This is a genomic window from Affinundibacterium flavidum (assembly GCF_014284175.1).
GTDB lineage: Bacteria > Pseudomonadota > Gammaproteobacteria > Burkholderiales > Burkholderiaceae_D > Undibacterium > Undibacterium flavidum.
Genome location: NZ_JACOGA010000002.1, coordinates 350,346 through 376,084, shown reverse-complemented (window position 1 = coordinate 376,084; position 25,739 = coordinate 350,346). Strand labels below are relative to the sequence as shown.

23 protein-coding genes and 1 tRNA gene are annotated in these 25,739 nt (G+C 46.2%); 13 read left to right on the top strand and 11 right to left on the bottom strand.

Features of this window, described 5'->3' with window-relative positions:
• The first annotated feature begins 2 nt into the window (after window positions 1-2).
• The 3 genes from tatA to tatC are packed head-to-tail and all read left to right on the top strand — an operon-like array spanning window position 3 to window position 1,543.
• A complete protein-coding gene (gene tatA / locus H8K55_RS03370) occupies window positions 3-212 on the top strand; it encodes a Sec-independent protein translocase subunit TatA (RefSeq protein WP_186940600.1) in 210 nt (69 codons plus the stop codon).
• 26 nt (window positions 213-238) lie between these two features.
• Window positions 239-742: a Sec-independent protein translocase protein TatB gene (gene tatB, locus H8K55_RS03365; protein ID WP_186940599.1), complete on the top strand. Its 504-nt coding sequence runs from the start codon at window positions 239-241 to the stop codon at window positions 740-742.
• A gap of 42 nt (window positions 743-784) precedes the next feature.
• Window positions 785-1,543: a twin-arginine translocase subunit TatC gene (gene tatC, locus H8K55_RS03360; protein ID WP_230408465.1), complete on the top strand. Its 759-nt coding sequence runs from the start codon at window positions 785-787 to the stop codon at window positions 1,541-1,543.
• Between the two features lie 5 nt (window positions 1,544-1,548).
• Here tatC and H8K55_RS03355 read toward each other — a convergent pair whose 3' ends face one another.
• Both H8K55_RS03355 and H8K55_RS03350 read right to left on the bottom strand, forming a co-directional pair.
• The gene (locus H8K55_RS03355) at window positions 1,549-2,226 is read right to left on the bottom strand and encodes a DUF2461 domain-containing protein (RefSeq protein ID WP_186940598.1); all 678 of its coding nucleotides are present in this window, start codon (window positions 2,224-2,226) and stop codon (window positions 1,549-1,551) included.
• Window position 2,227: 1 nt separating this feature from the next.
• Window positions 2,228-3,394 carry a S1C family serine protease gene (locus tag H8K55_RS03350; protein WP_186940597.1) on the bottom strand — a complete coding sequence of 389 codons (1,167 nt, stop codon included), beginning with the start codon at window positions 3,392-3,394 and terminating at the stop codon, window positions 2,228-2,230.
• Window positions 3,395-3,403: 9 nt separating this feature from the next.
• On the opposite strand from H8K55_RS03350, the gene H8K55_RS03345 reads away from it, so the two are divergent.
• Window positions 3,404-4,171: a Nif3-like dinuclear metal center hexameric protein gene (locus H8K55_RS03345; RefSeq protein WP_186940596.1), complete on the top strand. Its 768-nt coding sequence runs from the start codon at window positions 3,404-3,406 to the stop codon at window positions 4,169-4,171.
• Between the two features lie 237 nt (window positions 4,172-4,408).
• Here the strand turns inward: H8K55_RS03345 and mscL are convergent, their stop codons facing one another.
• Complete coding sequence (gene mscL / locus H8K55_RS03340) at window positions 4,409-4,840, bottom strand: large conductance mechanosensitive channel protein MscL (RefSeq protein WP_186940595.1); 432 nt, start codon at window positions 4,838-4,840, stop codon at window positions 4,409-4,411.
• A 374-nt stretch (window positions 4,841-5,214) separates the two neighbouring features.
• On the opposite strand from mscL, the gene petA reads away from it, so the two are divergent.
• The 6 genes from petA to H8K55_RS03310 all read left to right on the top strand — a co-directional run bounded on the left by petA (window position 5,215) and on the right by H8K55_RS03310 (window position 9,458).
• Window positions 5,215-5,829 carry a ubiquinol-cytochrome c reductase iron-sulfur subunit gene (petA, locus tag H8K55_RS03335; RefSeq protein ID WP_186940594.1) on the top strand — a complete coding sequence of 205 codons (615 nt, stop codon included), beginning with the start codon at window positions 5,215-5,217 and terminating at the stop codon, window positions 5,827-5,829.
• Entirely contained in the window at window positions 5,829-7,241 is a 1,413-nt protein-coding gene (locus H8K55_RS03330) for a cytochrome b (protein ID WP_186940660.1), read from the top strand. Before petA ends, H8K55_RS03330 begins: the two co-directional genes overlap by 1 nt.
• A 25-nt stretch (window positions 7,242-7,266) precedes the next feature.
• Entirely contained in the window at window positions 7,267-8,031 is a 765-nt protein-coding gene (locus tag H8K55_RS03325) for a cytochrome c1 (protein ID WP_186940593.1), read from the top strand.
• A 103-nt stretch (window positions 8,032-8,134) separates the two neighbouring features.
• Window positions 8,135-8,746 (top strand): glutathione S-transferase N-terminal domain-containing protein, encoded by a 612-nt coding sequence (locus tag H8K55_RS03320; RefSeq protein WP_186921835.1) that lies wholly within the window; start codon window positions 8,135-8,137, stop codon window positions 8,744-8,746.
• An 84-nt stretch (window positions 8,747-8,830) separates the two neighbouring features.
• A complete protein-coding gene (locus tag H8K55_RS03315; RefSeq protein WP_186940592.1) occupies window positions 8,831-9,313 on the top strand; it encodes a ClpXP protease specificity-enhancing factor in 483 nt (160 codons plus the stop codon).
• A gap of 69 nt (window positions 9,314-9,382) precedes the next feature.
• Window positions 9,383-9,458 (top strand) — tRNA-Thr (locus H8K55_RS03310).
• Window positions 9,459-9,737: 279 nt separating this feature from the next.
• Here the strand turns inward: H8K55_RS03310 and H8K55_RS03305 are convergent.
• The 4 genes from H8K55_RS03305 to grxD all read right to left on the bottom strand — a co-directional run bounded on the left by H8K55_RS03305 (window position 9,738) and on the right by grxD (window position 16,222).
• Window positions 9,738-11,525, bottom strand: a complete 1,788-nt coding sequence (locus H8K55_RS03305) for an FAD-binding oxidoreductase (protein ID WP_186940591.1) — start codon at window positions 11,523-11,525, stop codon at window positions 9,738-9,740.
• 154 nt (window positions 11,526-11,679) lie between these two features.
• On the bottom strand, window positions 11,680-14,928 hold the full coding sequence (locus H8K55_RS03300) for a cyclic nucleotide-binding domain-containing protein (protein ID WP_186940590.1): 3,249 nt from the start codon (window positions 14,926-14,928) through the stop codon (window positions 11,680-11,682).
• A 336-nt stretch (window positions 14,929-15,264) separates the two neighbouring features.
• Window positions 15,265-15,885 carry a UbiX family flavin prenyltransferase gene (locus H8K55_RS03295; protein ID WP_186940589.1) on the bottom strand — a complete coding sequence of 207 codons (621 nt, stop codon included), beginning with the start codon at window positions 15,883-15,885 and terminating at the stop codon, window positions 15,265-15,267.
• Window positions 15,886-15,910: 25 nt separating this feature from the next.
• Window positions 15,911-16,222: a Grx4 family monothiol glutaredoxin gene (gene grxD / locus H8K55_RS03290; RefSeq protein ID WP_186940588.1), complete on the bottom strand. Its 312-nt coding sequence runs from the start codon at window positions 16,220-16,222 to the stop codon at window positions 15,911-15,913.
• 262 nt (window positions 16,223-16,484) lie between these two features.
• Between grxD and H8K55_RS03285 the strand changes: the two genes are divergently transcribed.
• Both H8K55_RS03285 and H8K55_RS03280 read left to right on the top strand, forming a co-directional pair.
• The gene (locus H8K55_RS03285) at window positions 16,485-16,919 is read left to right on the top strand and encodes a DUF2141 domain-containing protein (RefSeq protein WP_186940587.1); all 435 of its coding nucleotides are present in this window, start codon (window positions 16,485-16,487) and stop codon (window positions 16,917-16,919) included.
• 23 nt (window positions 16,920-16,942) lie between these two features.
• A complete protein-coding gene (locus H8K55_RS03280) occupies window positions 16,943-18,445 on the top strand; it encodes a carotenoid oxygenase family protein (protein WP_186940586.1) in 1,503 nt (500 codons plus the stop codon).
• A 171-nt stretch (window positions 18,446-18,616) separates the two neighbouring features.
• Here H8K55_RS03280 and H8K55_RS03275 read toward each other — a convergent pair whose 3' ends face one another.
• The 4 genes from H8K55_RS03275 to H8K55_RS03260 form a co-directional block, all read right to left on the bottom strand.
• A complete protein-coding gene (locus H8K55_RS03275; RefSeq protein ID WP_186940585.1) occupies window positions 18,617-20,974 on the bottom strand; it encodes a Tex family protein in 2,358 nt (785 codons plus the stop codon).
• A 219-nt stretch (window positions 20,975-21,193) separates the two neighbouring features.
• Window positions 21,194-21,613, bottom strand: a complete 420-nt coding sequence (locus tag H8K55_RS03270) for a GNAT family N-acetyltransferase (protein ID WP_186940584.1) — start codon at window positions 21,611-21,613, stop codon at window positions 21,194-21,196.
• Between the two features lies 1 nt (window position 21,614).
• Window positions 21,615-22,520: a peptide chain release factor N(5)-glutamine methyltransferase gene (gene prmC, locus H8K55_RS03265; protein ID WP_186940583.1), complete on the bottom strand. Its 906-nt coding sequence runs from the start codon at window positions 22,518-22,520 to the stop codon at window positions 21,615-21,617.
• Window positions 22,520-23,020 carry a disulfide bond formation protein B gene (locus H8K55_RS03260; RefSeq protein ID WP_186940582.1) on the bottom strand — a complete coding sequence of 167 codons (501 nt, stop codon included), beginning with the start codon at window positions 23,018-23,020 and terminating at the stop codon, window positions 22,520-22,522. Before H8K55_RS03260 ends, prmC begins: the two co-directional genes overlap by 1 nt.
• A 352-nt stretch (window positions 23,021-23,372) precedes the next feature.
• Here H8K55_RS03260 and H8K55_RS03255 point away from each other — a divergent pair, with 352 nt between their 5' ends.
• The gene (locus H8K55_RS03255; RefSeq protein WP_186940581.1) at window positions 23,373-25,451 is read left to right on the top strand and encodes a molybdopterin-containing oxidoreductase family protein; all 2,079 of its coding nucleotides are present in this window, start codon (window positions 23,373-23,375) and stop codon (window positions 25,449-25,451) included.
• Window positions 25,452-25,739: the final 288 nt, after the last annotated feature.

The following is a 25,739-nucleotide window of genomic DNA, read 5'->3' as shown; positions in this document are numbered from 1 at the left end:
TGATGGGTTCATTCAGTATTTGGCATTGGTTGATTGTATTGGTTGTGGTGGTCTTGGTATTCGGTACTAAGAAGCTAGGCAATGTTGGCAGCGATCTCGGTAAGGCAGTGAAAGGCTTTAAAGATGGCGTCAAAGGTGAAGAAGAAAAATCACCAAAAGCCGAAGAACAAAAAACCATTGATGTCGAGGCAAAGGATAAGTCGACGCACTAATCTTCGGATAGTGTTAGAACAGATTTATGATAGACCTCGGACTGACCAAACTCGCCTTAATTGGCGCAGTGGCTTTGATTGTGATTGGCCCCAAAGATTTACCCAAAGTGGCGCGCATGGCAGGCACCTTGTTTGGTCGCGCGCAGCGCTATATCAGCCAAGTGAAATCAGAAGTCAGTCGTGAAATCGAAATGGAAGAATTGCGCAAGATGCAGAAAGAAGTTGAATCTGCCGCGCAAAATTTCGAGCAAGATGTGAACAAAGAGTTTTCCGAGGCTCAGCAGGAATTGAATGACTTGGTGCAACCTGCATCGCATACTAATTATTCTGTTTACGATTTTGATCCAGTTCCATCGACAGAGGCGATGCTAGCGAAGGCGAAGAACTTCCGTCGCCGAAAAGTCGCGAAGACGTCGAACATCCCCCATTGGTACAAGAACCGTCATGGACATCGCAGCCAAGTCATGTCTGGTGCGGCACGTATGGCTAAACATCGTGTGAATGCGCGTTCGACATCGAGTTTTTTCTGATGCGCTTATCTACACCTCTAATTATTCAAAAGAAAGCATGCCATGAGTAACGATAATTTCATGGGGATGCAAGAGAGCTTCATTTCTCATTTGGTCGAATTACGTGATCGTCTGGTGAAAGCTTGTGCTGGCATCGCGATTGTGTGTGCTGCGCTATTTGCTTGGCCGGGGCCTTCGGCAATTTATGATTTTCTTGCGCAGCCTATGGTTGCGGCTTTACCCGCTGGTGCCAAGATGATTGCGACCGGGGTGATTTCGCCATTTTTAGTGCCGATGAAAGTAACTTTGTTGTTGGCGTTTTTGCTGGCTTTACCGTGGGTGCTATATCAAGCTTGGGCGTTTATTGCGCCGGGCTTGTACGCACATGAAAAGCGCTTGGTTGCGCCTTTAGTGATTTCCTCCTCGGTCTTGTTTGCTGCTGGTGTCGCGTTTTGTTATTTTTTTGTTTTTGGGCGCGTATTTAAGTTTATCTCTGAGTTTGCACCGACCTCGATTACCGTTGCACCAGACATCGAAAACTACCTCGATTTTGTGATGTCCATGTGCCTGGCTTTTGGATTGACTTTTGAAGTGCCTATCGTTGTGATTGTTTTAGTGCGTACCGGAATTTTGACGGTAGAGAAATTGAAAGCAATTCGTTCTTATGTGATCGTCGGCGCTTTTGTCATCGCAGCGGTAGTTACGCCACCTGATGTCGTCAGTCAACTGGCGTTGGCAGTGCCAATGTGGATGTTGTTCGAATTAGGTTTGTTTGTTGCACCTATCTTCGTCAAAGCCACCCAAGCGCCACCTGAGCTGTAAATTGATTAGCTAAAGCTGGCGGAACGTAGCCAGCTTACCAAAGGTAAGGCAGTCTTAAATCCGCTGACGAGCTTCTTGTGTACATCTTCGTATAGCAAATCATCCAACTGACATTCAGTCCACACCATCATGCTTTTCAGTTTTAAGTATTCGATCAGTGCATGGTCTGGATCGTAGCCTTTAGGTGGGCGGATTAATTTTCCGTCTTCCTGCAATTCGCCGAAGCATTCTTTTAAAGCCTTGTTCTTAATGACTTTTTTGAAGCCTGCTTCGTCTTCGATTAAGTGTTGACGAATATTTTTCAGGCGATCAGCTGGTGGCATGTATTCCCCCACCGCAAAAAATAGACGATTGTCTTCGCTAATCTGGAAGTAGTAAGCTGGGCCACCGCCTTCACTCGGTTTCTTGCGTCCACTTGGCAATATTGATGCAGAAAAATAAGTTTTATACGGTGATTTATCTTTGCCGAAACGCACGTCACGATTAATGCGAAAGAGCGCTTTCTTCGGATCGCATAGTGCAATTGCCGGATCACTCTTACTCAGGTCTTGAATTAAGCGCGTCACCATTTGTAAGAACTCAGCGCGCAAAATGTCATAGCGTGGTTTATTCATGACAAACCAGGCGCGGTTATTATTTTCCGATAATTCAAACAGAAAACGGCTGAGTTCAGCGATATGCATCTTATTCCTCTGGCTTAAACGGCGGACGTTTACCGACCACGATGTCGAGTTGAATTTCATTCGATTGGCGCACGACCTTCAACTTGGCCTTGGAATTTGGCTTAAGTTGTGCAATCTGATTCATCATTTCACGACTGTTCAAAAAAGGTTTGCCGTTGATCGCGACACAAATGTCACCGGGCTTCACACCAGCCTGATCCGCAGGGCCACCGCGCACCACAGCAGCGACGATAGAGCCTTTGGTTTGCTTGATATTGAAACTTTCTGCCATTTCTTCTGTGATGTCTTCAGGACTGACGCCAAGATAGCCGCGCACGACCTGACCATCCGTGATAATCGCTTCCATCACCATTTTGATGGTGGATACGGGAATCGCAAATCCTATGCCTAAGGAACCGCCATTTTGCGAATAAATGGCAGAATTAATTCCAAGCAAATTACCATTCGTATCGACCAAAGCACCGCCTGAATTCCCAGGATTCACTGCTGCATCAGTTTGAATAAAATTTTCATAGGTATTGATGCCGACGCTATTGCGACCTAAGGCGGAGATGATACCCATGGTGACGGTTTGGCCAACGCCGAATGGATTGCCAATCGCCAGCACGACGTCACCGACATTCGCTTCATCAGAATGACCAAGGGTAATCGCCGGCAAATCTTTGAGATCAATTTGCAAGACGGCCAGATCGGTGTCTGGATCAGTGCCGATGACTTTTGCAGTGGCTTGTCGGCCGTCAGCCAACGCAACTTCAATCGCACCTGCACCTTGAATCACATGATTGTTCGTCAGAATATGACCTTGCGGGCTCATGATGACGCCGGAACCACTACTCGATGGACGTTCCGATTTTGGTCGCGCTTGTTCTCCGAAAAAGCGTTTAAAAAATGGATCGCTTAATAAAGGATTGGCATTATTTGAACTACGTGAAGCACTGATATTTACAACCGAAGACATCGCGCGCTTGGCGGCGAAGTTGTATGAGTTGGGTGAGCTATGTTTATTGCTCGGTGCTTCGATCAAGGTTGCCGAAGAGCTTAGGCTCAGATTCTTATTGATCCCAAAGCCTTGCTGTATCCAATTTGGCTTTAAGCTGGTTACAATAAACCACAGTGCCAAACCAACGGTGACGGTTTGAGCGAATAAGATCCATAGTTTACGCATCATGAGGAGTGTATGTTGAGAAAGTCAGTCGAGAGAAATACGCTTACGCAATTTTTATCTAATGAATTGCAAGTCGCACGATTCCGTGATTATTGCCCAAATGGGCTTCAGGTGGAAGGGCGGAATGAAATTAGACGCATCATCAGTGGGGTGACAGCTTGTCAGGCTTTGTTGGATGAGGCCGTGCGATTGGACGCGGGTGCGATTTTAGTGCATCACGGTTACTTCTGGCGCGGTGAAGATATGCGCGTGGTCGGACAGAAATATCAACGCTTGAAGACTTTGTTAGATCATGAAATTTCTTTATTCGCTTATCACTTGCCTTTGGATTCGCATGTGAGTCTTGGGAATAATGCGCAATTAGCCAAGTTATTTGGATTCGAAGTCACAGGACGATTTGGTGACGATGATTTGGGATGGTTGGGTACTTGCTCTGCCGCAGATGTATCTACGGTCGGACAGCTAGCAACACACATTTCCTCAATTCTGGGGCGGCAAGCACTAGTGATTGGTAATCCTGATCAGCCTTTAAATAGCGTGGCCTGGTGCTCTGGCGCAGCGCAAAATATGCTGGGAGCCGCGATTGAGGCGGGTGCCAGTGTGTATATCAGTGGCGAAATTTCTGAGCCGACTGTGCATCTGGCGAGGGAGACGGGAGTTGCTTTTCTTGCCTGTGGTCATCACGCTAGTGAACGTTATGGAGTGCAAGCGCTGGGAGAGTTGATTGCTCAGACATTTGGGGTAGAACATCAATTTGTGGATATTGATAATCCTGTTTGAGTGGTTTTCTGGCTTGTCGCAAAATGAACACGTCATAGGTGCAATGCCGTTCAGTTGAGTTCAAACCATTTAGGCGTCATCCCTGCGTAGGCAGGGATCCAGCGTCTTTAGGTTTTTACGCCACTGGATTCCCGCCTTCGCGGGAATGACGAGGCATAAGACAAGTGCTTAACTGAACTGCATGCCACCCTGAGGTGGCATTTTGTTTGAGCGAGAGTGGCGAGAGTATCGCTATGTTTATTTTTTCAGAGCATCGCGAATTTCGCGTAACAAGGTGATGTCTTCAGGTGTTGGTGCAGGCGCTGCTGGTGCCGCCGCGGCCGCCGCTGCATCTTTCTTCTTCATCATATTCACCAAGCGTACCATTTGAAAAATGATAAAAGCCAAAATAATAAAGTTCAGAGAAATCGTCAAAAAATTACCGTATGCGAGTACGGCTCCGGCTTTTTTTGCTTCGACCAAAGTTAAATTGCTAGCTTGGCCGTTTAATGCCAAATAATAATTTGCAAAGTCCAGACCACCAAAAATTTTGCCGACGACAGGCATAACAATATCGCCAACTAAAGAATCCACAATTTTGCCAAATGCAGCACCAATGATCACACCCACCGCCAAATCGATGACGTTACCTTGTGCGGCAAAGCTCTTAAATTCTTGCATCATGCCCATAAGATTCTCCTAAGTAATATATTCAAAAATATTCAAAATCGATTATCGAGGGCTTGCCTCGAAGAAATGTGGTAAATCGACAATATGATAATCTGCAAAACTCGGTAAGTCTGCCGGATTATTGTCAATTAATGTAAATCAATCCGGATTTTGTTGTTAATTCAAGCGAAATTAGCCTCAAAAATCTCAGAATTCATGTAATTCCTACTGCAATCGAACTTATTTTGAGTCAAAAGACCTGTAAATTGTCCTGTAAAGCATCTTTTTCTTTAAATCACCTCTCGGCTCCTTTATAATTTAAGGTTGTAAGAAGTGTAGGGTCTTTAGACTCTGGTGCTTCGTCAAGTTTTGATTTTTGATAGATTGGGGTTTGTATGAGTATCGAAAAGCAGGTCGATTCAGGCCGTCGCGGTCTACTCGTTGCAACATGTGCGGCAGGTGGCGCAGCAGGTTTGGCAACGGCAGGTGCGCTAGTGAGTACTTTTCAACCATCCGAGCGCGCAAAAGCGGCGGGTGCACCGGTTGAAGTGGATATTTCCTCTTTGAACCCAGGTGAGATGAAAACGACAGAGTGGCGCGGTAAGCCAGTCTGGATTTTGAAGCGTACGCCAGAAATGATGGAAAGTCTGAAAAAGACAGAAGATAAAGTCGCAGATCCAAAATCTGAGAAGCCATACACGATGGCGATGCCAGAGTATTGCGACAAGCAAACACGTTCACGTAAAGAGCACAGTGATATTTTGGTCACAGTGGGTATTTGCTCCCATTTGGGTTGCTCACCAAGCTCCAAATTCGCAGCTGGCGCACAGCCTTCTTTGCCTGACGATTGGGCTGGTGGCTTCTTGTGCCCATGCCACGGTTCTACTTTTGATTTGGCTGGTCGTGTTTATAAAAACAAACCTGCTCCACAAAATCTGGATGTGCCACCTCACATGTTTTTATCAGATACCAAAATCATCATCGGTAAAGATGAGAAAGGCGAGGCTTAATCATGGCATTTGTTGAGAAAAAACTCCCGGATGATGCGCCAGCATTAGACAAAGCATTGAATTGGGTTGACTCCCGCTTTCCACTGACGAAATTGTGGAATGATCAATGGGGCAAATACTACGCGCCTAAGAATTTTAACTTCTGGTACATCTTCGGCTCTTTGGCGATGTTGGTATTGGTGATCCAGATTGTCACTGGTATTTTCCTTGTGATGCATTACAAACCAGACGCAAAGTTAGCGTTTGAGTCGGTTGAATACATCATGCGTGAAGTGCCTTCTGGTTGGTTAGTGCGTTATATGCACTCCACTGGTGCGTCTGCTTTCTTTATCATCGTGTATTTACACATGACCCGCGGTTTGCTCTATGGTTCTTATCGTAAACCACGTGAATTGATCTGGTTGTTCGGTTTTGCAATCTTCTTGTGCTTGATGGCCGAAGCTTTCTTCGGTTACCTCTTGCCATGGGGTCAAATGTCCTACTGGGGCGCACAGGTTATTGTGAACTTGTTCGGTGCAATTCCATTCATCGGTCCTGATTTGTCTTTGTGGATTCGTGGTGACTATGTGGTGTCTGATGCGACATTGAATCGCTTCTTCTCTTTCCACGTGATCGCAATTCCATTGGTCTTGCTGGGCTTGGTCGTTGCGCATTTGATCGCTTTGCATGAAGTCGGATCAAACAACCCTGATGGTATTGAAATTAAAGAAAACTTAGATGCAGATGGTCACCCAGTTGACGGCGTGCCTTCTCATCCTTATTACACTTTCCACGATATTTTTGGCGTGACTGTGTTCTTGACGATTTTCACTGCAATTGTGTTCTTTGCACCTGAAATGGGTGGCTACTTCTTGGAGTACAACAACTTCATTCCAGCTGATTCATTGAAGACGCCTCCGCACATTGCACCGACTTGGTATTTCACGCCGTTTTACTCTATCTTGCGTGCAACGACTTCTGAGTTCTTGTATGTGGTACAGGCAGGTGTAGCTGCTTATGTTGCCTTGATTTGGTTGAAGTCTAAATTGCCTTTCATGGTTAAGGCCGCTATCGCTGGCGCCGCTTTGTTGGCGATCATTGGTATGATGCCTTTCGGCTTGGATGCAAAATTCTGGGGTGTGGTTTTGTTTGGTGGCTCTGTGGTGATCTTGGCGTTCTTGCCTTGGCTCGACGTATCTCCAGTCAAGTCTATTCGTTACCGCCCTGATTGGCACAAATATGTGTACATCGTATTTGGTATCTCATTTGTGATCTTGGGCTACCTCGGCGTACAAGCACCATCCCCAATCGGTGAACGCGTATCCCAAGTTTGCGCATTGATCTACTATAGCTTCTTCTTGTTGATGCCATGGTGGAGTGCAATGGGTACATTCAAACCAGTGCCAAAACGCGTTACATTTGCTGCGCATTGATCAGATTAAGCGAGGAATAATTAGCATGAAATTACTTAAAAAACTGATCGTTACTTTGGCATTTGCACCAGCTTTGGCGTTAGCGAATAGTGGTGGTTACCCATTGGATCGTGCGCCTGAGCGTACAACTGATTTAGCTGCTTTGCAAAATGGCGCTAAGCTGTTCGTGAACTACTGCTTGAATTGCCATTCTGCGGCTTCTATGCGTTACAACCGCTTGCGCGATATCGGCTTGACGGAAGATCAAATCAAGAGCAATTTGTTGTTCACCGGTGAAAAAGTTGGTGAGTTGATGAAAACCAGCTTGAGCGCGAAAGATGCTAAAGAATGGTTTGGCGCGGTTCCACCAGATTTGTCTGTTATCGCGCGTGCGAAAGCATCTAGCGAAGGTACTGGCGCTGACTGGTTGTACACCTATTTACGTACTTACTACAAAGACGATAGCCGTCCAACAGGCTGGAACAATATGCTGTTCCCGAATGTTGGTATGCCACATGCTTTGTGGGAACTGCAAGGCGTGCGCGCTGCGAAATTTGAAGAAGTAAAAGATGCGCACGATGCGTCTAAAACTGAACACAAGTTTGCCGGTTTCGAAACTCTGACACCAGGCAAATTGAGCGCAGTTGAGTACGATAATGCGGTAGGCGACCTGGTTGCTTATTTACAGTGGATGGGTGAACCAGCACAAAATAGCCGCAAACGTTTAGGCGTTTGGGTTGTTTTGTTCATGGGCTTGCTGGCAACACTGGCTTGGCGCTTGAATGCCTCCTACTGGAAAGAAGTGAAGTAAGAGTAAATTAGTCGTCCACTGACTCCGTTGGTGGATGTGTCATCCCAGGGTGAGGTACGCTTAAATTGCGCCTCGCCCTAATCGTTTTTAAGGAACTATAAAAATGATGGTTCTCTACTCAGGTACAACCTGCCCATTTTCACAACGTTGCCGCTTAGTCTTGTTCGAAAAAGGCATGGACTTTGAAATTCGTGACGTCGATTTGTTTAATAAACCAGAAGATATCTCAACCATGAATCCTTATGGTCAGGTACCAATTTTGGTTGAACGTGAATTGATTTTGTATGAATCCAATATCATCAACGAGTACATCGATGAGCGTTTCCCGCATCCGCAATTGATGCCAGCAGATCCTTTGCAACGTGCCCGTGCTCGCCTGATGCTGTTCAATTTTGAAAAAGAATTATTCGTACATGTCCATACTCTGGAAAATGAAAAGAACAGCTCTTCTTCTAAAGTATTGGATAAAGCTCGCGCGGAAATTCGTGATCGCTTGACGCAATTAGCGCCTTTGTTTGTGAAGAACAAATACATGTTAGGTGAAGAATTTTCTATGCTCGACGTCGCAGTGGCACCATTGCTGTGGCGCCTCGATCACTACGGTATTGATTTGTCCAAAACAGCGGCGCCTTTGTTGAAATATGCAGAACGTATTTTCTCTCGTCCTGCTTATATTGAAGCATTGACGCCATCTGAAAAAGTAATGCGTCGTTAATTGAACGTATAGTCTGGTTTGGTTGCTGATTTGCGACCAGACCGGACGTTCGCAAGAATTTTCATTAGAAAGTATTGTCAGCTCATGTCAGGCATCTCAACAAAACCTTATTTATTGCGCGCTATTTATGAATGGTGTACGGATAATGGTTTCACTCCTTATTTGTCGGTGAAGGTCAGCGGCGCAGTACAAGTTCCTATGGAATTTGTACGCAAAGGCGAGATCGTGCTTAATGTCGCCTTTAGTGCAACCAGCGGTTTAAAGATGGATAACGAAGCGGTGACTTTCAAGGCGCGCTTTGGCGGCGTGTCGCGCGATATTTATGTGCCAGTCGCGAATGTGCAGGCGATTTTTGCCAGTGAAAATGGCCAGGGCATGGTATTTGATGAAGTAGAAATTGACGAAGCCCCAGCGCCTGAAGTATTGGTGGAGCCAGCGAAACCAGTTTTAGGATTAGCTTCGGTCTCAGTGCGCGAAGATGATTCTGCGCTTGACTCGGGTAAAACAGATAATCCAGAAAAAAATCAAAAAAAATCAGAAAAACCTTCCCTAAAAGTCATAAAGTAGTCTATAATTTTGTTCTTCAAGATTCGTTGCAAAACAAATGAAATTGCAAAAAGTCTTGAAACGATTTTCGCCGGTTTAGCTCACTTGGTAGAGCAGTTGACTTGTAATCATCAGGTAGCCAGTTCGATTCCGGCAACCGGCACCAAAAAAACAAAAGCCTTATGTGTTCGCACATAAGGCTTTTGTCTTTGTGCGATACCTTTTGTGCGATACAAAAATCTTGATTCTCTATGTAATTGCTTGGTCTTTCATACTACGAGATGCTCTGCACAAACGTAGCGAGCGGTCGAAGTTTGAGTTGAGAAGCGCAGCTGAGCTAAAGTACGGTGAATATCGCAGACGCAAAATTTGGGTGCGCAGTAGCTTGTGCTGAGGCCTCACTATTTCATACAGCCTCAAGCACATGGAACTGTCTCGTCGTACTTTATATTTCCAGCACCACTTTAGCGCTCATCGGCTTACCTATACAGCAGAGGACATAGCCATCTGCGATATCGGCTTCGGATAGTGCCTGCTGACCTTCCATATCCACTTTACCTTCTAGTTTCCTCACCTTACAGGTGCCGCAATGACCTGCGCGACAGCTGCTTTCTATAGGGATATGGTCGGCCTCTGCTATATCAAGTAGATATTCGTTGCTGGCACACTTCAGAGTTTTGCCGCTTTTGCTAAAGGTGACCAGGCTGTCTGACGCCTCAGATTTTTGTGTTGTCGTGATATGGGAAGTCGGAGCTGTGAGTTGGATTTCTTTTGTCGGCGCAGTTGTTGGCATCGCTATTGGTATCGACATGTCGGTTACTAGACTAGCTTGGCGACTGCTTAGTGGTGTTCCAAAACTTTCTTGATGGTAGTGTTGCGGGGGATGCCCTTCTGATTCTAGCTTGTTGCGTAAGATATCCATAAATCCTCCTGGGCCACAGACAAACACCTCACGTTCACGGAAATCGGTAACAAGGGCTTTTATGGTATCCATACTAAAACCACCCACCGGACCCTGCCAGATTTGACCAGGTGCGACAGTTTTAGGCATGATGATCAACTGTAGACGGGGTTCTAGTCTACTTGCCAGAAAACGTAACTCCTGTTCAAAAATGGCATCGGCTGGAGTGCGTATATAGGTGATGAAAACGATGTCGGCAGTTGACTGTGTGTCGGCTAGCCAGCGTAACATAGACATGACGGGAGTAATGCCGCTGCCTGCAGAAATCAATAAGAGTTTTTCATTGGGGGTATCGAATAGATTGAATTCACCGTGAGGCCCTGAAATAGAGATTTCCATACCCACTTGTAGGTGAGCATGCAGCCAATTGGACACTAGGCCATCGTTGACCCGTTTGACTGTAATTTGTAGCAAATGTGGGCGTGATGGCGACGAAGAAATGGTGTAGCTACGACGTACGGTCTTGCCTTCTATCGATAATTCCAAACTCAGGAATTGACCAGGTTTATAGAGATGTAATTTACCGGGCTGCGCAACGAATGAAAAAGTTTTGACATCATGGGTTTCTGGCGTGACTGCCACACAACGTACTCGTAATTTACCGCGTTGCCAAGCGTATTCTTCGTGTACGGTAAGTCCAGCTGCAGGCCAGATTTCGCATATCTTCGGGTGTGCGACGAATTTATTGGGAAACTCATTAGATAATTGATTGGATGTTGCTTGCGCATCGGATATGGATGGATTTTGCTGCGTCTGTTTTGCGCCTAATGGGCTGATACCGATCGTGTCTTGGCTGGGGGGCGTAGTTTTTATCGCATCGTGCTGATCTTGATGAACGTGACTCTGTTTGGCTAATAGTTGCTGTATTTCCTGAATGGCGTGTAATCGTGCTGCCGGGACTTTTTTAAAACCTAGGCTCAATATGTTTGGACTGGTGCTGATCGTCGTCGTGAATTTGGCTAGATCAGCTAATAATTGTAGCCCTTGTTTTTTGCCGAGCGCATGTAAGCAATCTTGTAAGAGTGCTTCAACACTGGTGAGTTGCCGTTGTAAATCTTTGTTCTGATAAGCTTGCCAAAAATCCGGGTAATGATGTTGGAATTCTTTGAGTGCGTTTGTCAGATGGAGTGCAGCATGCTTATCTGGATGATCGAGCAATTGATTGAGACGCTGTAAGTCGGTGACGCTGAGTTGATCTTCAACGTCATTAATGTAAATGAAAATAACAAACAAGAGCCGCGCTATTCGCTGATCAATGTTCTTTTGATTCATCACTATCCTTTCACCATCTTTTTGATTTAAAAAATAGTAGTTTGTATAGGTTTTCAGTACGGTGGATTAATCTAGCTAGGCCGTTCCTGTGTTGTGTAAATCCACTATTTATTAGAGATAATTCTTCAATACTGAAGTTGAAAATATGCTGACATTAATGTTGAACATAGTTGGCAACGATTTTTAATATGCCCAATGAAATGAGTGGATCTTGACGCATCAGACTATGCAGTCGCTCACCATTAATGGTCACGATGCGTGCATGGGCAGAGCTAATGCGGACAGAAACCGAGCGTGGGCGCGATGTGATTACACCTAGCTCACCGACAATAGATCCCGTGTCAATTTGATTGAGTATGCTGTGTTTATCCCCATTGTTATTCTCATTCTCTCCCTCTAGCAACGCTTGTGCAGTACCTGATTGCAGCAAATAGGCATCTCGTGATACTTCACCCGCACGGCATAAATAGCTAGATTGCCGATATAGTCGCACTTCTGCAGCTTGCGCCAATTGCGCTATGGTATGCAGATCCAGACTCTGAAAAATTCCTGCGGCAGATAACCACAGAAGTTTGCTAATCGTATCGAATTGTTCTAGTTCATAATCTGTCTTATTGTCTCGCCATTCCAGAAAAATGACCGGCCCGCTTTGACCTTGAGTGACAAATCCTAGAGCGCTACCATTGCTGATAACTTGAGCTTCGTTGCTCAACAAATTGCCATTGATGGAAATCCATGCAAAAGGATCCAGGCGCTTGAGCCAGACTTGACCGGCTTCTTTGTAGAGACAAACATGATGCGGGCAGATGGCCGGATGGTGAATCACAAAATCATTATTGTTGGCGCGACCTATGCTCACATACTCTTTGTAAAATTCACGATATGTTTGATCATTTAAACTGAGTCGTAGACCAGCATTTTGTTGGCTATTTTGTTGCTTATTTTGTTGACTGGTCGGAGACGAGCGAGAGGTACCCAAAATCGTCTCACATACTTCTACCAATATAGAATTTTTCTCCGTCTGCACCTTAGTTTGCAGCGCATGGGCTTGTTGGCGCGCTTGTGTTAAATTGAGATAAGAAAGTCCGTTGAGCGCAACGGCAACAACCAGTGCGTCATCATCCACGAGCAGGTGAAATAGTACTTGCTCGACGGTGGGTGCCTTATCTAATAGCGTATGGAATTTAATCGGGGGCGGCAGTGAATTTCGTGTGGACTGGTTCCCTGATGCTTGTACGATTTCGCCACATAAAATGTGCACAATATGAGGATGTAGTGCTTCTGCATACGTTAAATGAGATTCGCTATTGATCTTGCAGTTCAGGTTTTTTTCCAGCTGTTCACCCATCAGATTTTCCATGCTGCTCGCTAACCAGTGCGATTCTTGCGTATCGCCCAAGGTGCGCAGAATAGAGCATAGACGCAAGCTGATGATATTGGCTCTGCGTAATAATACGGTATCTAACACGCGTTGAATGTCTTGCCATTGTGGATTGCCACGGGCGTGTGCATCGAGAGTGAAGCGATTGCTGCAATGCTCGGCTAATTTGTCGAGTTGATGACTTGCACGTTCAAAAATGATGCCACTTTGACCGCTGATTTCTGCCAATATGTGCGCTTGTTCGTCTGTGCTGATCTGATATATCTCGCTGGCATTTTTGATATTGAGGGCAAGGTCTTCCTGGGCAAGGATGTCCGTCAAAGGAATACCTTTTTCCATCTCATGGATGATGAGTGTCTCTATGGCCAGTTTGAAGTTATCGTGTCGTAGCCATTGCTCATAGCTGGGGAATTTTTGCGCGTTGTAAGTCGCGCTTTGTCGATCAATTCCTAGTTCTTCCAGCAAGCGGTGATGTTCATCGTCACCCACCCCTAGCTCTAAGCGCAATTCGCGCATGCGTTCAAAACTGTCCATTCCATCTGTACGCCCTGTTTTGATCGCATCGAACAAAATATTGCGGTAAGCCAGCAAGCGCTGTTCGTTGGAGAATTCCGGCAATGTCTTTGCAAGGACATAAATTTCATCTGGGCTTAATTGTTCAATATTAGGTGTCTCGACATAACGGGCGATATCGATTTTTAATTGACGCAATTGATTGAGCAAACTACTCGCCAGACTTTCGCGTCTATAATGCGTTGGGCTTCTTTGTATAGCACGTAAAAACCAGAGTACGGTAACGCAAATGATAAAGAAATCCAGGCAACGTATTGCCGGCGCAGGTAAGAGATTAATATTGGAACGTCCGCCGAATATATAAAACACGTTGATGGTAACGAAGGCGGAAAAGCTGAGACAGCGATTGATAATTTCTGGCTCAGTCAATGCTGATTTGCGTAGGTGTAAGAATTGTCGGTACAGGTATTCGAGGAATTTCCCCGTGCAAAGGCCGAGGATCACAAAGATCGACAGCACTAATGGCACCGCCAGAATTTTGGGGATGGCTATACTATGATCAACAATATAGAGACCAGGGGAGAGTAGTTGTCCTAGTAGATTATCTTCGTGCGTCCAAGCTCCACTAAAGTAGTAATCCCAATTGCCCGAATAGATATAAAAATAGGCGTAGAAGCCAATGACCAGTCCGAAAAAACAGTAATAGACATGGCGTATCAAAGGATCGTGTATGTTTTCCCAATAGGATCGCTCCAGATCAATATCGGGACAGTGACTGGTGCAACCTACACAAATACTACGTTCGCCCTGATCGGTACTGGTTCGGCACATGGATTGTGTAATCGCCTGTCTTTCCACGTGTGGTCGACTCTCTAGAAGGCCACGTGGTTCTGTATAAATTTTTTGTACGATCCCAACAGGGCAAACATAATTGCACCAAGTCTTACCGCCCCAAAGATAACCCACGCTGATAGCCGCTAGGATAATGGCGAGTAGCATGATTGCCAGCGCTGTACGATCTGCATTCACTAGCAAGATGCGCGCATTAAGTGCCAGAAACAATAAGCCAAATTGCAGCGCCCAAACATGTTTTTTTACCCAGCCATCTTTATTGACCAATGCAAGTTGACGTTCAATTTGGCCGCTACGTCGTATCAATACGGATTTTTTTCTTTGTATGCCCAAATAGCGGGGAATTTGCGATAAAAAAGAAAGTGGGCAGATGCGACGCCAGGCTTCATGTCCGGCCAGCATGAGAAACAAAGGTAGCAAAGGAATGAGCATGGTCCAGAAAATGCGATTGCCCATCGCATACGGCGTTTGCTGTAGGAACTGGCCTTGCACCGTGATTGCAGTCTGACGTATATGGAAAGGACTGCCTAGATTATCTGGACGGGTTAATTCTATGCTGTAAGGATCCCAGAGCAGGGAGGCGATCAGCACCAACCAGCCCAGCGCCAATACGCCACGCACGATACGCATCCGTTTCTCGGCTGTCTTTGCGAACATCGTCAGTGCCTCAGTAAAAAGAGAGCATTTATAGATATCTTCGCACACAAACTTGATGAAATCTATCGGGAACTGGAGCCTGTGGGGAAAACGCTGTGAATTCGACTTGGCGGCAACAAAGATGTTTGTGAAAGTGCTTGTATGGTTATAGAAATACCATGAAAAATGCAATTTCCACACATTCTAGTGATTGCTATAAAGACCATTGAATAACAATTGAATGGCAATTTACTATTCAGATTTTTCGAATGTTTTTATGTGGAAGCATTTTGTATTCGCTACCACTGCACTTACTAAAGTGTTTACTGTGTATTTACTTATGCACTTACTGGGCATTTACTGATTTAGACCCTGCCAGCGTGGCGCTAGTTGATGTTCAATTTGAAATAAATCCAGCACTCGTGCCAGGCTATGGTCGACCATCTCTTCTATAGAGGCGGGGTGGTGATAGAAATTGGGAAGTGGCGGGAAAACTATTCCGCCCATTTCAGTGACTGCAGTCATATTGCGCAGATGAGCAAGATTGAACGGCGTCTCTCTGACCAGCAGGACTAGACGACGGCGTTCTTTGAGGACAACATCGGCAGCACGGGTGATTAAGTTATCGGCGAAGCCATGTGCGATTGCTGCCAGTGTTTTCATGGAGCATGGCGCAATGATCATTCCATCAGATTGAAACGAGCCACTGGCGATACTGGCACCGACATCACGCACCGCGTGCACGACATCGGCCAAAGCTTCTATATCTTTGCGCTTGAGATCAAGCTCTTGATGAATATTTAATACGCCTGCATCTGAAATTAAGAGATGCGTTTGTATGCCAGGTAAAGACTGTAAATGCTGTAACAGACGTACGCCATAAATCGCACCAGTCGCGCCAGTGATGGCAACGATAATGCGTTTTGTCGCCGTTGGTGCCGCCGTGGGGGCAGTAGCTGGCGCTGTTGGCGTAGTCATGGTTGTGATTGGTCTGTAGAGGCGATTAGCCCTTGATCAAGGCCTGTAATTCGCCGCTTTCAAACATTTCATTCATGATGTCAGAACCACCGATGAATTCACCATTCACATACAGTTGTGGAATCGTTGGCCAGTTGGAATAGTCTTTGATGCCTTGGCGCACGACAGGATCTTCCAAGACATTAATTGTGACTATGTTCTCAGCACCACTGGCTTTTAATAATTGAATTGCACGACCAGAAAAACCGCATTGTGGAAATTGCGATGTGCCTTTCATGAAAAGCACTACTGGGTTAGTCGTCACGGTTTCTTTAATCCAGACTTGTACGTCGCTCATGATGTTTCTTTCAATAGTTAAAACGATGGCTGCCATTATAAAGGAAAAGCAAAAAGCTCTCCCACGGCAAATGAACTAGACAGGATGGACGTGTCTAAATGACAGCATCTTGAACAATTTCACGAACATTTGCGACCAATAGCGACCATTAGCGACAACCCATGACCGTTGGCACCCCCAACGGCAAGCTTAATCGCAAATTTTCCCTTCACTTAGGCTCGCTAATTAAGATACGAACTTCTTTGATTATCAGGAGGTTTTTATGTCTTTCATTACCAAGTTTACAGCCAGTGCGTTGATGTCAGTAGCCATGATTGCGAGTGCCAATAATAATGCGTTTGCAGCAGATCTACAGGTCGAAGTTAGTGGTATTACACAAGTCAAAGGCGAGATCTTGCTTGCCTTGTTTGATCAAAAAGGACGATGGTTACGAACTGCAGCTATGCGTACTAAAACAGCGGCGACGGGTGATAAAGTTGTGCTGACTTTTTCTGGGCTGGCGGAAGGCGAATACGCGATTTCCGCTTTCCAAGATCTGAATGGAAATGGCGACTTGGATCGTAATTTGATTGGTATTCCTAGCGAGCCGTATGGCTTTAGTAATGATGCTGTGGGCAATTTTGGGCCACCAAGTTTTGAGGATGCCAAAATCAAAATGGACGCACAGAATAAAAGTATACGCATACGTTTGAATTAATTCCCACGACTGAGGAGAGCATTATGCAACGTCGCCATTTTTTGCAATCAGTGGGTGTAGCTACGAGCGCCATATTGGCTCCTGCCTGGGCCGTGTCGGCTGACAATAATCCACTGAAGCCTGCGCCACTATTTCATGCCAATTCGAAGTTAACTTGTTTGCGCGGTTTTCAGGGGCAAGATGTTCAGTCTGAACATGCTTGGATAGAGGGGAAGTTACCATCCGATTTGCGTGGTAACTTTTATAGAAATGGTCCGGGTCTATTTGAACGTGGCGGGCAACGCTACCACCATTGGTTTGATGGCGATGGCATGGTACATGCATGGCGTTTTACCGATCAGGGTGTTGCACATCAGGCGCGCTTTGTACGCACCAAAAAATTTGTCGCCGAACAGCAGGCAGGTGAATTTTTAGTGCCAGCATTTGGTACGGCGATTAAAGCCAAAATTCCCATGCGCTCCGCAGACAGTATGAATGCCGCAAACACGAATGTGGTACAGATGGGAGGTCGTTTATTAGCGTTGTGGGAAGGTGGTTCGGCGCATGGACTCGATGCACAAAACTTACAAACACAAGGTGTGGTGACATGGGCACCTGAGCTTGCTGGCATGCCATTTTCAGCGCATCCGAAAGTTGAAGCGGATGGTACCTTGTGGAATTTCGGAACCATGATGGGCAAGCTGATTCTGTATCAATTCTCGCCTCAGGGGAAATTACTCAAACATCATGTGATGAATGGTCCGAATTCGGCCATGGTGCACGATTTTGTGGTTTCGCAAAAGCATTTGATTTTCTTGTTTTCACCGATTGCTTTGAATATCGACAAACTCAAAAGCGGTGTCAGCATGGTAGAGGCCATGGAGTGGCAAGCGCAAGAATCGACCAAGGTATTGATCGTCGAGAAGGCAGATTTTAGTAAGAGTCGATTGTTAGAATTACCTGCCTTGATGGTGTTCCATTTCGGGAATGCCTGGGAAGAAAATAATGTGATTCATCTGGATTTTGTGAAGAGTGCTGATATGGGTAATTTCCAAAATTGGATGCCTAAGATTATGCGTGGTGAAGACGTGAGTTCTGAACCTTCCACACCAGCTTTCTTAAGCATAGATTTGAGTCGACAGCGCATTAGCATGACCGAACGGAGCGAGAATTTAGAATTTCCGCGAGTTGATCCGCGCGTGGTCGGGCAGCGTAATCAATTTATTTACTATCCGGTTGCGATTAATAAAACCGAGAACAATGCTTTAAATGGTGTGATGCGTTTAGACCGTGAAAGTGGCAAAACCGATAGTTTTGATTTTGGTGATCGTTGTCGCTTGGAAGAGCATGTCGTCGTGCCAAAATCGGTTGCTAGCAAAGAAGGTGAAGCTTGGTTAGTTGGTGTTGGTTTCGATATTCAAAGGCAAACCAGTTTTGCCAGCGTATTTGATGCGCAAAATCTGGCAGCGGGACCAGTTGCACTTGCCCATTTACCGTATTGGTTGCCACATTGTTTTCATGGGAATTTCTATTCAAGCTCTGCATAAGCTACTGCGTGACCGAATTTTGAGTCTGCGCTTCTCGACTCAAACTTCGACCGCTCGCTACGCTTGTGCAGAGGTCTCTTGATGAAAGTGCTTGATGTTATTTTGTCGTGCATAAAATAAAAAAGGCGCGAATGATTTCGCGCCTTGAATACAATTTCTAGCCAGATCAGATCAACGCTTGAGTTTCGCGAACGCAGACGCCATGGCATTATTTGCCGGTGCGCTTTGCTGCGTATGTTGAGATTGATTGCGATGTTGATTCAAACGTTTCGCGTCGTCTCTATCCGCTCTTTGTTCTGGCTTGCTGCCAGCTTGTGGTGCGGAGTCGGTCAAGCGCATCGTGAGTGCAATTCGCTTACGTTTTTCATCAACTTCCAACACTTTTACCTTGACTACCTGACCAGCTTTGACAACCGTATGCGGGTCTTTCACAAAGGTGTTGGACAATGCAGAAATATGTACGAGGCCGTCTTGATGTACACCGATATCAACGAAAGCACCGAAGGCGGCCACGTTGGTGATCACGCCTTCTAAGATCATATCTGGACGCAAATCTCTGATCTCTTCCACGCCATCTTTGAAAGTCGCCGTAGTGAACTCTGGACGTGGATCGCGTCCTGGTTTGTCCAGCTCTTTTAAAATATCCGTGATCGTTGGTACACCGAATTTATCATCGGCATATTTCGCCGGATTGATGGATTTGAGTACGCTACTATCGCCAATAATTGTTTTTACATCCTTCTTAATATCTGCCAGAATTTTTTCTACCAGTGGGTAAGATTCAGGATGGACAGCGGATGCGTCGAGTGGATTGTCGCCGCCCATGATGCGTAAGAAACCTGCTGCTTGCTCAAAAGTTTTGTCGCCCAGACGTGGTACAGAACGTAATTCTAAACGTGAGGTAAACATACCCTTGGCATCGCGATAATTGACGATGCTTTGTGCGACACTGCTGGATAAACCGGACACGCGTGCCAATAATGGCGCAGAAGCTGTATTCACATCAACCCCAACCGCATTCACGCAATCTTCGACCACCGCATCGAGCGAGCGTGCTAATTGTGATTGACCGACATCATGTTGATATTGACCAACGCCAATCGACTTAGGATCAATTTTTACCAGCTCAGCCAGCGGATCTTGCAGACGACGTGCAATCGATACTGCACCGCGTATCGTGACATCCAGATCAGGTAATTCTTTAGACGCAAATTCAGAGGCGGAGTAGACAGACGCACCAGCTTCAGAAACAACGATTTTGGTGAGTTTTAATTCCGGTTTTAACTTAATTAAATCTTGTGCCAATTTGTCGGTTTCGCGCGATGCTGTGCCGTTACCGATGGAGATCAACGAGACATTGTGTTTGGCGGCTAGTTGCGCCAACACATGTAAAGAGCCATCCCAGTCATTGCGTGGCTGATGCGGGTAAATCGTTGCGTATTCAACGACCTTGCCAGTCGCATCCACGATCGCCACTTTGACGCCTGTGCGTAAGCCAGGATCGAGCCCCATGGTGGCGCGTGGTCCAGCTGGTGCAGCTAGTAATAGGGCTTTCAAATTGCGTGCAAACACATTGATCGCTTCAACTTCGGCAGTCTCGCGCAAGTTTGTCATCAATTCAGTCTCTAAGTGCATGAAGACTTTCACGCGCCAGGCCCAACGTACTGTGTCACTTAACCATTTATCGGCGGCGCGACCACGATTGCTGACGCCGAAATGCGCGGCGATGCGGCTTTCACATGGATTGAGTGGCGCATCCCATTTTGGTTTTTCTTCTTCCGTATCCAGACGCAAAGTCACGGTCAAAAATTCTTCACGTCGACCACGGAATATTGCCAATGCACGATGTGATGGGATTGTTCCCAGCGTTTCTGAGTACGCAAAATAATCACTGAACTTAGCACCGGCATCTTCTTTACCTGCGACTACTGCCGTTTCGACGATGCCATGATCCAATAAGTATTCACGAATGGCCTGCAAGAGTGTCGCATCCTCGGCAAAGCGTTCCATCAAAATTTGACGTGCACCGTCAAGTGCTGCTTTCACATCGACAACGCCGGGGTTCTCGCCATTCGCAGTGGAGAATGCAGGTTTTAAATAGGCTTCGGCAACGGTTTCAGGCATCAGATCAGGATCGGCCAATAAGGCATCGGCCAAAGGCTGGAGACCAGCCTCGACAGCGATTTGCGCTTTGGTGCGGCGTTTTTGTTTGTACGGTAAATAGAGATCTTCTAAGCGAGTTTTATCTTCTGCCAAGCTGATTGCGGTCAGCAATTCTGGCGTCATTTTGTTTTGTTCTTCAATAGACGCAATAATCGCCGCGCGACGGTCTTCCAGTTCGCGTAAATAACGCAAACGCTCCTCTAATAAACGCAATTGTGTGTCATCCAAACCACCCGTAACTTCTTTGCGATAACGAGAAATAAACGGAACAGTTGCACCTTCGTCTAAAAGGGTTACCGCAGCGGCGATTTGTGCAGGTTTAGCGGCGAGTTCTAGCGCCAGGCGTTGTTCAATAGAGGGCAGCATAAATAACAATCAATATTTCTGAAAAAGGTAGTGAGGTCGTGATCATACGCAATTTATGCGATTGCGCCAGTCTTGACAGACGCAAAAATCATAGGCCGGTATTGGTTAGAACGGATGGCGGGCGACAATTTATGTGATTGTTGTCAGTTTTTGTATAGCCCAGCTGAAAAAATGCAGGTCTAGTGAGTGCTTTTGTAGTGTATAGATGATCATAAAATATCATCTTGAATAGATATCTGCGACATTGATTTCCATCATCACCTCTGGTTTTCCTAATTGAGTGAAACCAAAACGCTGATACAAACCACGTGCATTTGAGCTTGCTAGCATGAAGCGACGCAGTCCCTGTAGCTCTGGATGCGCCATGATAAATTGCAATAGTTGTAGGCTATGTCCCTTGCCTTGATGTGCTGGCAGGATAAAAACATCCATTAAATACGCAAATGTGGCGAAGTCGCTGACTACCCGGGCAAAGCCGATCTGCGCATGTTCTTCATACACACCAAAGCACAGTGAATTCGTAATCGATTTCTCTACTAATTTCTTTGGTATGCCGAGTGCCCAGGCACTTTGTGTAGACAAAAAATGATGAATCAAGTCCACATCCAGACGATCTTTATCGACACTGATTTCTATCAAGCTATCTGTCTTTATTCTTTGTAATGTTATGGTTTAAGCGGCCACCGCTCACACGCAAAATACCCGCTAAATCAGGCCAGCTTTGTACTTCTGTAAAACCTGCTCGCCGCAATAAATCTTGCACCGCATCGGATTGATCGTAACCATGTTCTAGCAATAAATACCCGCCCTCTATTAAGTAATTAGGCGCGCCGTCAATGATGATGCGATAGGCACTCAAACCATCGGCATGGTCGGTTAAGGCATTGATAGGTTCGAAGCGTAGATCGCCTTGACTGAGATGCGGATCGTTTTGAACAATGTACGGCGGATTGCTGACGATAGTGTGAAAACTTTGCGGCGGGATGGCCTGATACCAATCGCTGCAGTAAAACTGAATTGGCGCTCGCTCGCTCGATGGTGCCGATGGTAGCGAAGGCATCGAAGGTAGCGACGGTAGCAAGCGCTCTGTATTACTCTGCGCAATGGCGAGTGCATCGATACTGATGTCGCAGGCACTCACTCGCAGCGTGGGAGCATGTACAGCAATGCTGATGGCGATGGCACCTGAGCCAGTTCCCATATCAAGTAAGCTGCCATCAGGTGGTGTGTATTGCAAGGCTAGTTCAACTAAGAGCTCAGTATCGGCACGCGGAATCAATACCGCAGGGCTGACTTTGAAATTGAGTCCATAAAACTCACGTTCTCCCAACAGATACGCAATCGGTTCACCCGCCAATCGTTTCGCAATCAATTCGTTCAGCGTTTGAATTTGCGACGTGCTTAACTCATCTTCACTACGTGTGATCAATTGCACCCTGCTTAAGCCCGCAACATGGGCAATGAGCATGCGGGTTTCTAAGGCATCGAGTGGTGATTTTTTTTGACAGGTGGCGATGCTATCGCCAAGGGAGAACCAAGTGCTCATCAAAACTTATTGGCAAAAATGCTTTGCTGTTTTGGTTTGTGTACCAGGAAAAAAATCGAGGCGACTGCAAACACCACAAACCAAAGACAAGCCCAGCCTGGTATCGATAATCCCAGTATCGGGTCATATGGCGTTTCACAAAGGCCATTCGCCTTGAACATCAGTGGGAATAATTTCGCCATGAAGAAATTATTCAGTGGTCCAGAAATAGGATCCGTACCGCAAGAAGTTAAAGGTTGAGAAATTACCCATAACTGATAACCCGCAGCGCCGCCGCCCGACAAACTAGAAAATAGGCTGAGTGACATCGCAGGTCGTTTAAATTTAGGGGCTAGCAGGCAAACCAAGCACGCGAGCGCGATCAGGGTAAATGCATAGCGTTGTAACACACACAATGGGCAAGGCAGCATGTCTAATACCAATTGCAGATAAAGCGCGAAGCCGAGTAAGCCCAGACAGGCAAGAATGATGGCGATCAGGAGTGCTTGTGTACGTTGCATGAGTTTATCCAGGAAAACTATCTTAATGAGGGCGTAAGCATACTAGATTTAGGCACCCTTACGCAAAATTGCCCGACCAACGGAATCAGCGGTCATTGTTTATCAAGTTGACTAGAACTTCAATGACCAGGAAGCCCCAATTGGACAGCCGTTCGTCGTTGTTTGTGAAAATTAGTGAAAGACCAGTTAAAGACTACAAAGAGTAAATAAAGTTTCCTAACAAGTTTCCAGCTTGCCCGCTGGCAGATACTGGGGAAGCGGTCTATCATCATGGTTTTGGTGTGGATTAACTGTTTTAACTGTTCCGCTACTTCCACTACCTTGTCCTTTGCCATAAATGAAAGATTTTTCCATGTCCAGTTCTATCGTTCGCGCCGTTTGTCCTCACGATTGCCCTGATACCTGTGCCTTATTGGTGACAGTGAAAGATGGCATCGCGACGGAAGTTAAAGGCGACCCAGACCATCCGACTACAGCCGGTGTGCTATGTACCAAGGTCGCACGCTATACCGAGCGGACTTATCATCCAGATCGTTTGTTATATCCGCAAAAGCGCGTTGGTAACAAAGGTGAAGGTAAGTTCGTCAGAATTTCGTGGGATGAAGCCATCGCCACGATTGCCACGCGCTTAAAAGAAATCGCTGCGCGCAATCCCTTAGCAATTATGCCGTACAGTTATGCTGGGACAATGGGGTTGGTGCAGGGCGAAAGTATGGCATCGCGTGTATTGAATCGACTTGGTGCTTCTTTTTTGGATAGAACGATCTGTGCATCGGCCGGTGGTGCTGGATATAAATACACTTTGGGTGACCGCATTGGCACCGATGTAGAACAAACCCAAAATGCCCGTTTGATTATTATTTGGGGCGGCAATCCTATTGCCTCCAATCTGCATTTTTGGACGCGCGTGCAAGAAGCGAAACGACATGGTGCGAAAATTATTGCGATTGATCCGTATCGCTCGTTGAGTGCGGAAAAGTGTCATCAACATATTGCGGTACGTGCCGGAACGGACTCAGCCTTAGCGCTGGGCATGATGCATGTACTGATTCAAGAAGACTTGCTCGATCACGACTATATTGCGCAATACACACTGGGATTTGAACAATTAAAACAACGCGTCGCAGAATGGACGCCAGAAAAAGTCGCGGAGATTTGCGGCATCACGGCAGCAGAAGTGATAGGACTGGCACGCGATTATGGCGAAGGTGCCAAGCGTGGTGAGCCAAGCTTAATCCGTATGAATTACGGCGTACAAAGGGCGCATGGCGGTGGTATGGCAGTGCGCAATATCAGTTGTTTGCCCGCTCTAGTTGGTGCGTGGCGACATGCCGCTGGCGGCGCTTTGTTGTCGTCTTCCGGTGGTTTTGTGAAAAATTCTGCAGCATTAGAACGACCAGATTTATTTCCGGCTGGGCAGCCTACGCGTATCATCAATATGAGCGATATCGGGAATAGCTTGTTGCATCCAGGCTCAGCAGAATTCGGCCCACAGATAGAAGCCGTGCTGGTCTATAACTCGAATCCAGTTGCGATTGCGCCTGATTCATCGGTAGTGGCACGTGGTTTTGCCCGCGATGATTTATTTACTGTTGTGCTCGAACATTTTCAAACCGATACTGCGGATTACGCCGATATTTTATTACCCGCCACCACTCAGTTAGAACACGTGGATGCGCATGCCGCGTATGGGCATCGCTATATGATGGCGAATAATGCTGCGATTGCGCCTATGGGCGAAGCAAAGTCGAATACCGAAGTTTTCCGTTTGTTGGCCAAAGCCTTAGATTTCACTGATCCTTGTTTTAGCGAGAGCGACGATCAAATTGCGGCGCAAGCTTTTAATTATCAACATCCACGTACCCAGCACACCAACTGGGAGCAACTGAAACAGCAGGGCTGGTCAAAACTACAAATGCCAGAGGCGGCATTTGCGCACGGTGGTTTCACTACGCCGTCTGGAAAGTGTGAGTTCTATAGTCAACAAATGTTAGAAGCTGGCTTGGATCCTTTACCTGCCTATGTGCCGCCGTATGAATCGGTGGTGAGCAATCCTGCATTGGCGGCACGTTATCCGCTATCGATGATTTCTCCGCCAGCACGTAATTTCTTGAACTCGACCTTCGTTAATGTACAGAGTTTGCGCGATACCGAAGGTGAACCTCATCTGGATATGCATCCAGACGATGCCGCCCAACGTCAGATTGTGGCAGGTGATATGGTGCGCATTTTTAACGACCGGGGCAGCTTTGTTGCGAAAGCACGCTTGACTGATAAAGCGCGTGCTGGCTTGGTCGTGGGCTTATCGATCTGGTGGAAAAAATTCGCTTCTGATCATAAAAATGCGAATGAAGTCACGAGCCAGCAATTGACGGATATGGGTGGTGGACCTACGTTTTATGATCTCTTGGTGCAAGTAGAAAAAGCCTGATTTTGATGATCTGTGCTGAGACGATTCTATGTTGCGGCGCAAAAAATCCTAGAAGCCTTACTCAGTTTTATCTGTTTTTGCGCGGCTAATTTGCACCAACAATGGTCAGAGCTCTATGCTTGGTGTATCGTGTTGGTGCAAGATGTTTTTAGAATTCAGCAGTGATGTTTTCACTATCTGACCTGATGAAGTAAAACATTTGATTTCTGCTAATCAGTAGCGTGCCTCCAGCTTAGTGCCGCATTCAAGAAGTTATTTTGAAGAATTCATGAAGCACCAAGCATGAGA

Bases quoted from the DNA above. Each gene is read 5' to 3' on its own strand.
- tatA (WP_186940600.1), top strand. From the start codon at position 3: ATGGGTTCATTCAGTATTTGGCATTGGTTGATTGTATTGGTTGTGGTG.
- tatB (WP_186940599.1), top strand. From the start codon at position 239: ATGATAGACCTCGGACTGACCAAACTCGCCTTAATTGGCGCAGTGGCT.
- tatC (WP_230408465.1), top strand. From the start codon at position 785: ATGAGTAACGATAATTTCATGGGGATGCAAGAGAGCTTCATTTCTCAT.
- H8K55_RS03355 (WP_186940598.1), bottom strand. From the start codon at position 2,226: ATGCATATCGCTGAACTCAGCCGTTTTCTGTTTGAATTATCGGAAAAT.
- H8K55_RS03350 (WP_186940597.1), bottom strand. From the start codon at position 3,394: ATGATGCGTAAACTATGGATCTTATTCGCTCAAACCGTCACCGTTGGT.
- H8K55_RS03345 (WP_186940596.1), top strand. From the start codon at position 3,404: ATGTTGAGAAAGTCAGTCGAGAGAAATACGCTTACGCAATTTTTATCT.
- mscL (WP_186940595.1), bottom strand. From the start codon at position 4,840: ATGGGCATGATGCAAGAATTTAAGAGCTTTGCCGCACAAGGTAACGTC.
- petA (WP_186940594.1), top strand. From the start codon at position 5,215: ATGAGTATCGAAAAGCAGGTCGATTCAGGCCGTCGCGGTCTACTCGTT.
- H8K55_RS03325 (WP_186940593.1), top strand. From the start codon at position 7,267: ATGAAATTACTTAAAAAACTGATCGTTACTTTGGCATTTGCACCAGCT.
- H8K55_RS03320 (WP_186921835.1), top strand. From the start codon at position 8,135: ATGATGGTTCTCTACTCAGGTACAACCTGCCCATTTTCACAACGTTGC.
- H8K55_RS03315 (WP_186940592.1), top strand. From the start codon at position 8,831: ATGTCAGGCATCTCAACAAAACCTTATTTATTGCGCGCTATTTATGAA.
- H8K55_RS03305 (WP_186940591.1), bottom strand. From the start codon at position 11,525: ATGAATCAAAAGAACATTGATCAGCGAATAGCGCGGCTCTTGTTTGTT.
- H8K55_RS03300 (WP_186940590.1), bottom strand. From the start codon at position 14,928: ATGTTCGCAAAGACAGCCGAGAAACGGATGCGTATCGTGCGTGGCGTA.
- H8K55_RS03295 (WP_186940589.1), bottom strand. From the start codon at position 15,885: ATGACTACGCCAACAGCGCCAGCTACTGCCCCCACGGCGGCACCAACG.
- grxD (WP_186940588.1), bottom strand. From the start codon at position 16,222: ATGAGCGACGTACAAGTCTGGATTAAAGAAACCGTGACGACTAACCCA.
- H8K55_RS03285 (WP_186940587.1), top strand. From the start codon at position 16,485: ATGTCTTTCATTACCAAGTTTACAGCCAGTGCGTTGATGTCAGTAGCC.
- H8K55_RS03280 (WP_186940586.1), top strand. From the start codon at position 16,943: ATGCAACGTCGCCATTTTTTGCAATCAGTGGGTGTAGCTACGAGCGCC.
- H8K55_RS03275 (WP_186940585.1), bottom strand. From the start codon at position 20,974: ATGCTGCCCTCTATTGAACAACGCCTGGCGCTAGAACTCGCCGCTAAA.
- prmC (WP_186940583.1), bottom strand. From the start codon at position 22,520: ATGAGCACTTGGTTCTCCCTTGGCGATAGCATCGCCACCTGTCAAAAA.
- H8K55_RS03260 (WP_186940582.1), bottom strand. From the start codon at position 23,020: ATGCAACGTACACAAGCACTCCTGATCGCCATCATTCTTGCCTGTCTG.
- H8K55_RS03255 (WP_186940581.1), top strand. From the start codon at position 23,373: ATGTCCAGTTCTATCGTTCGCGCCGTTTGTCCTCACGATTGCCCTGAT.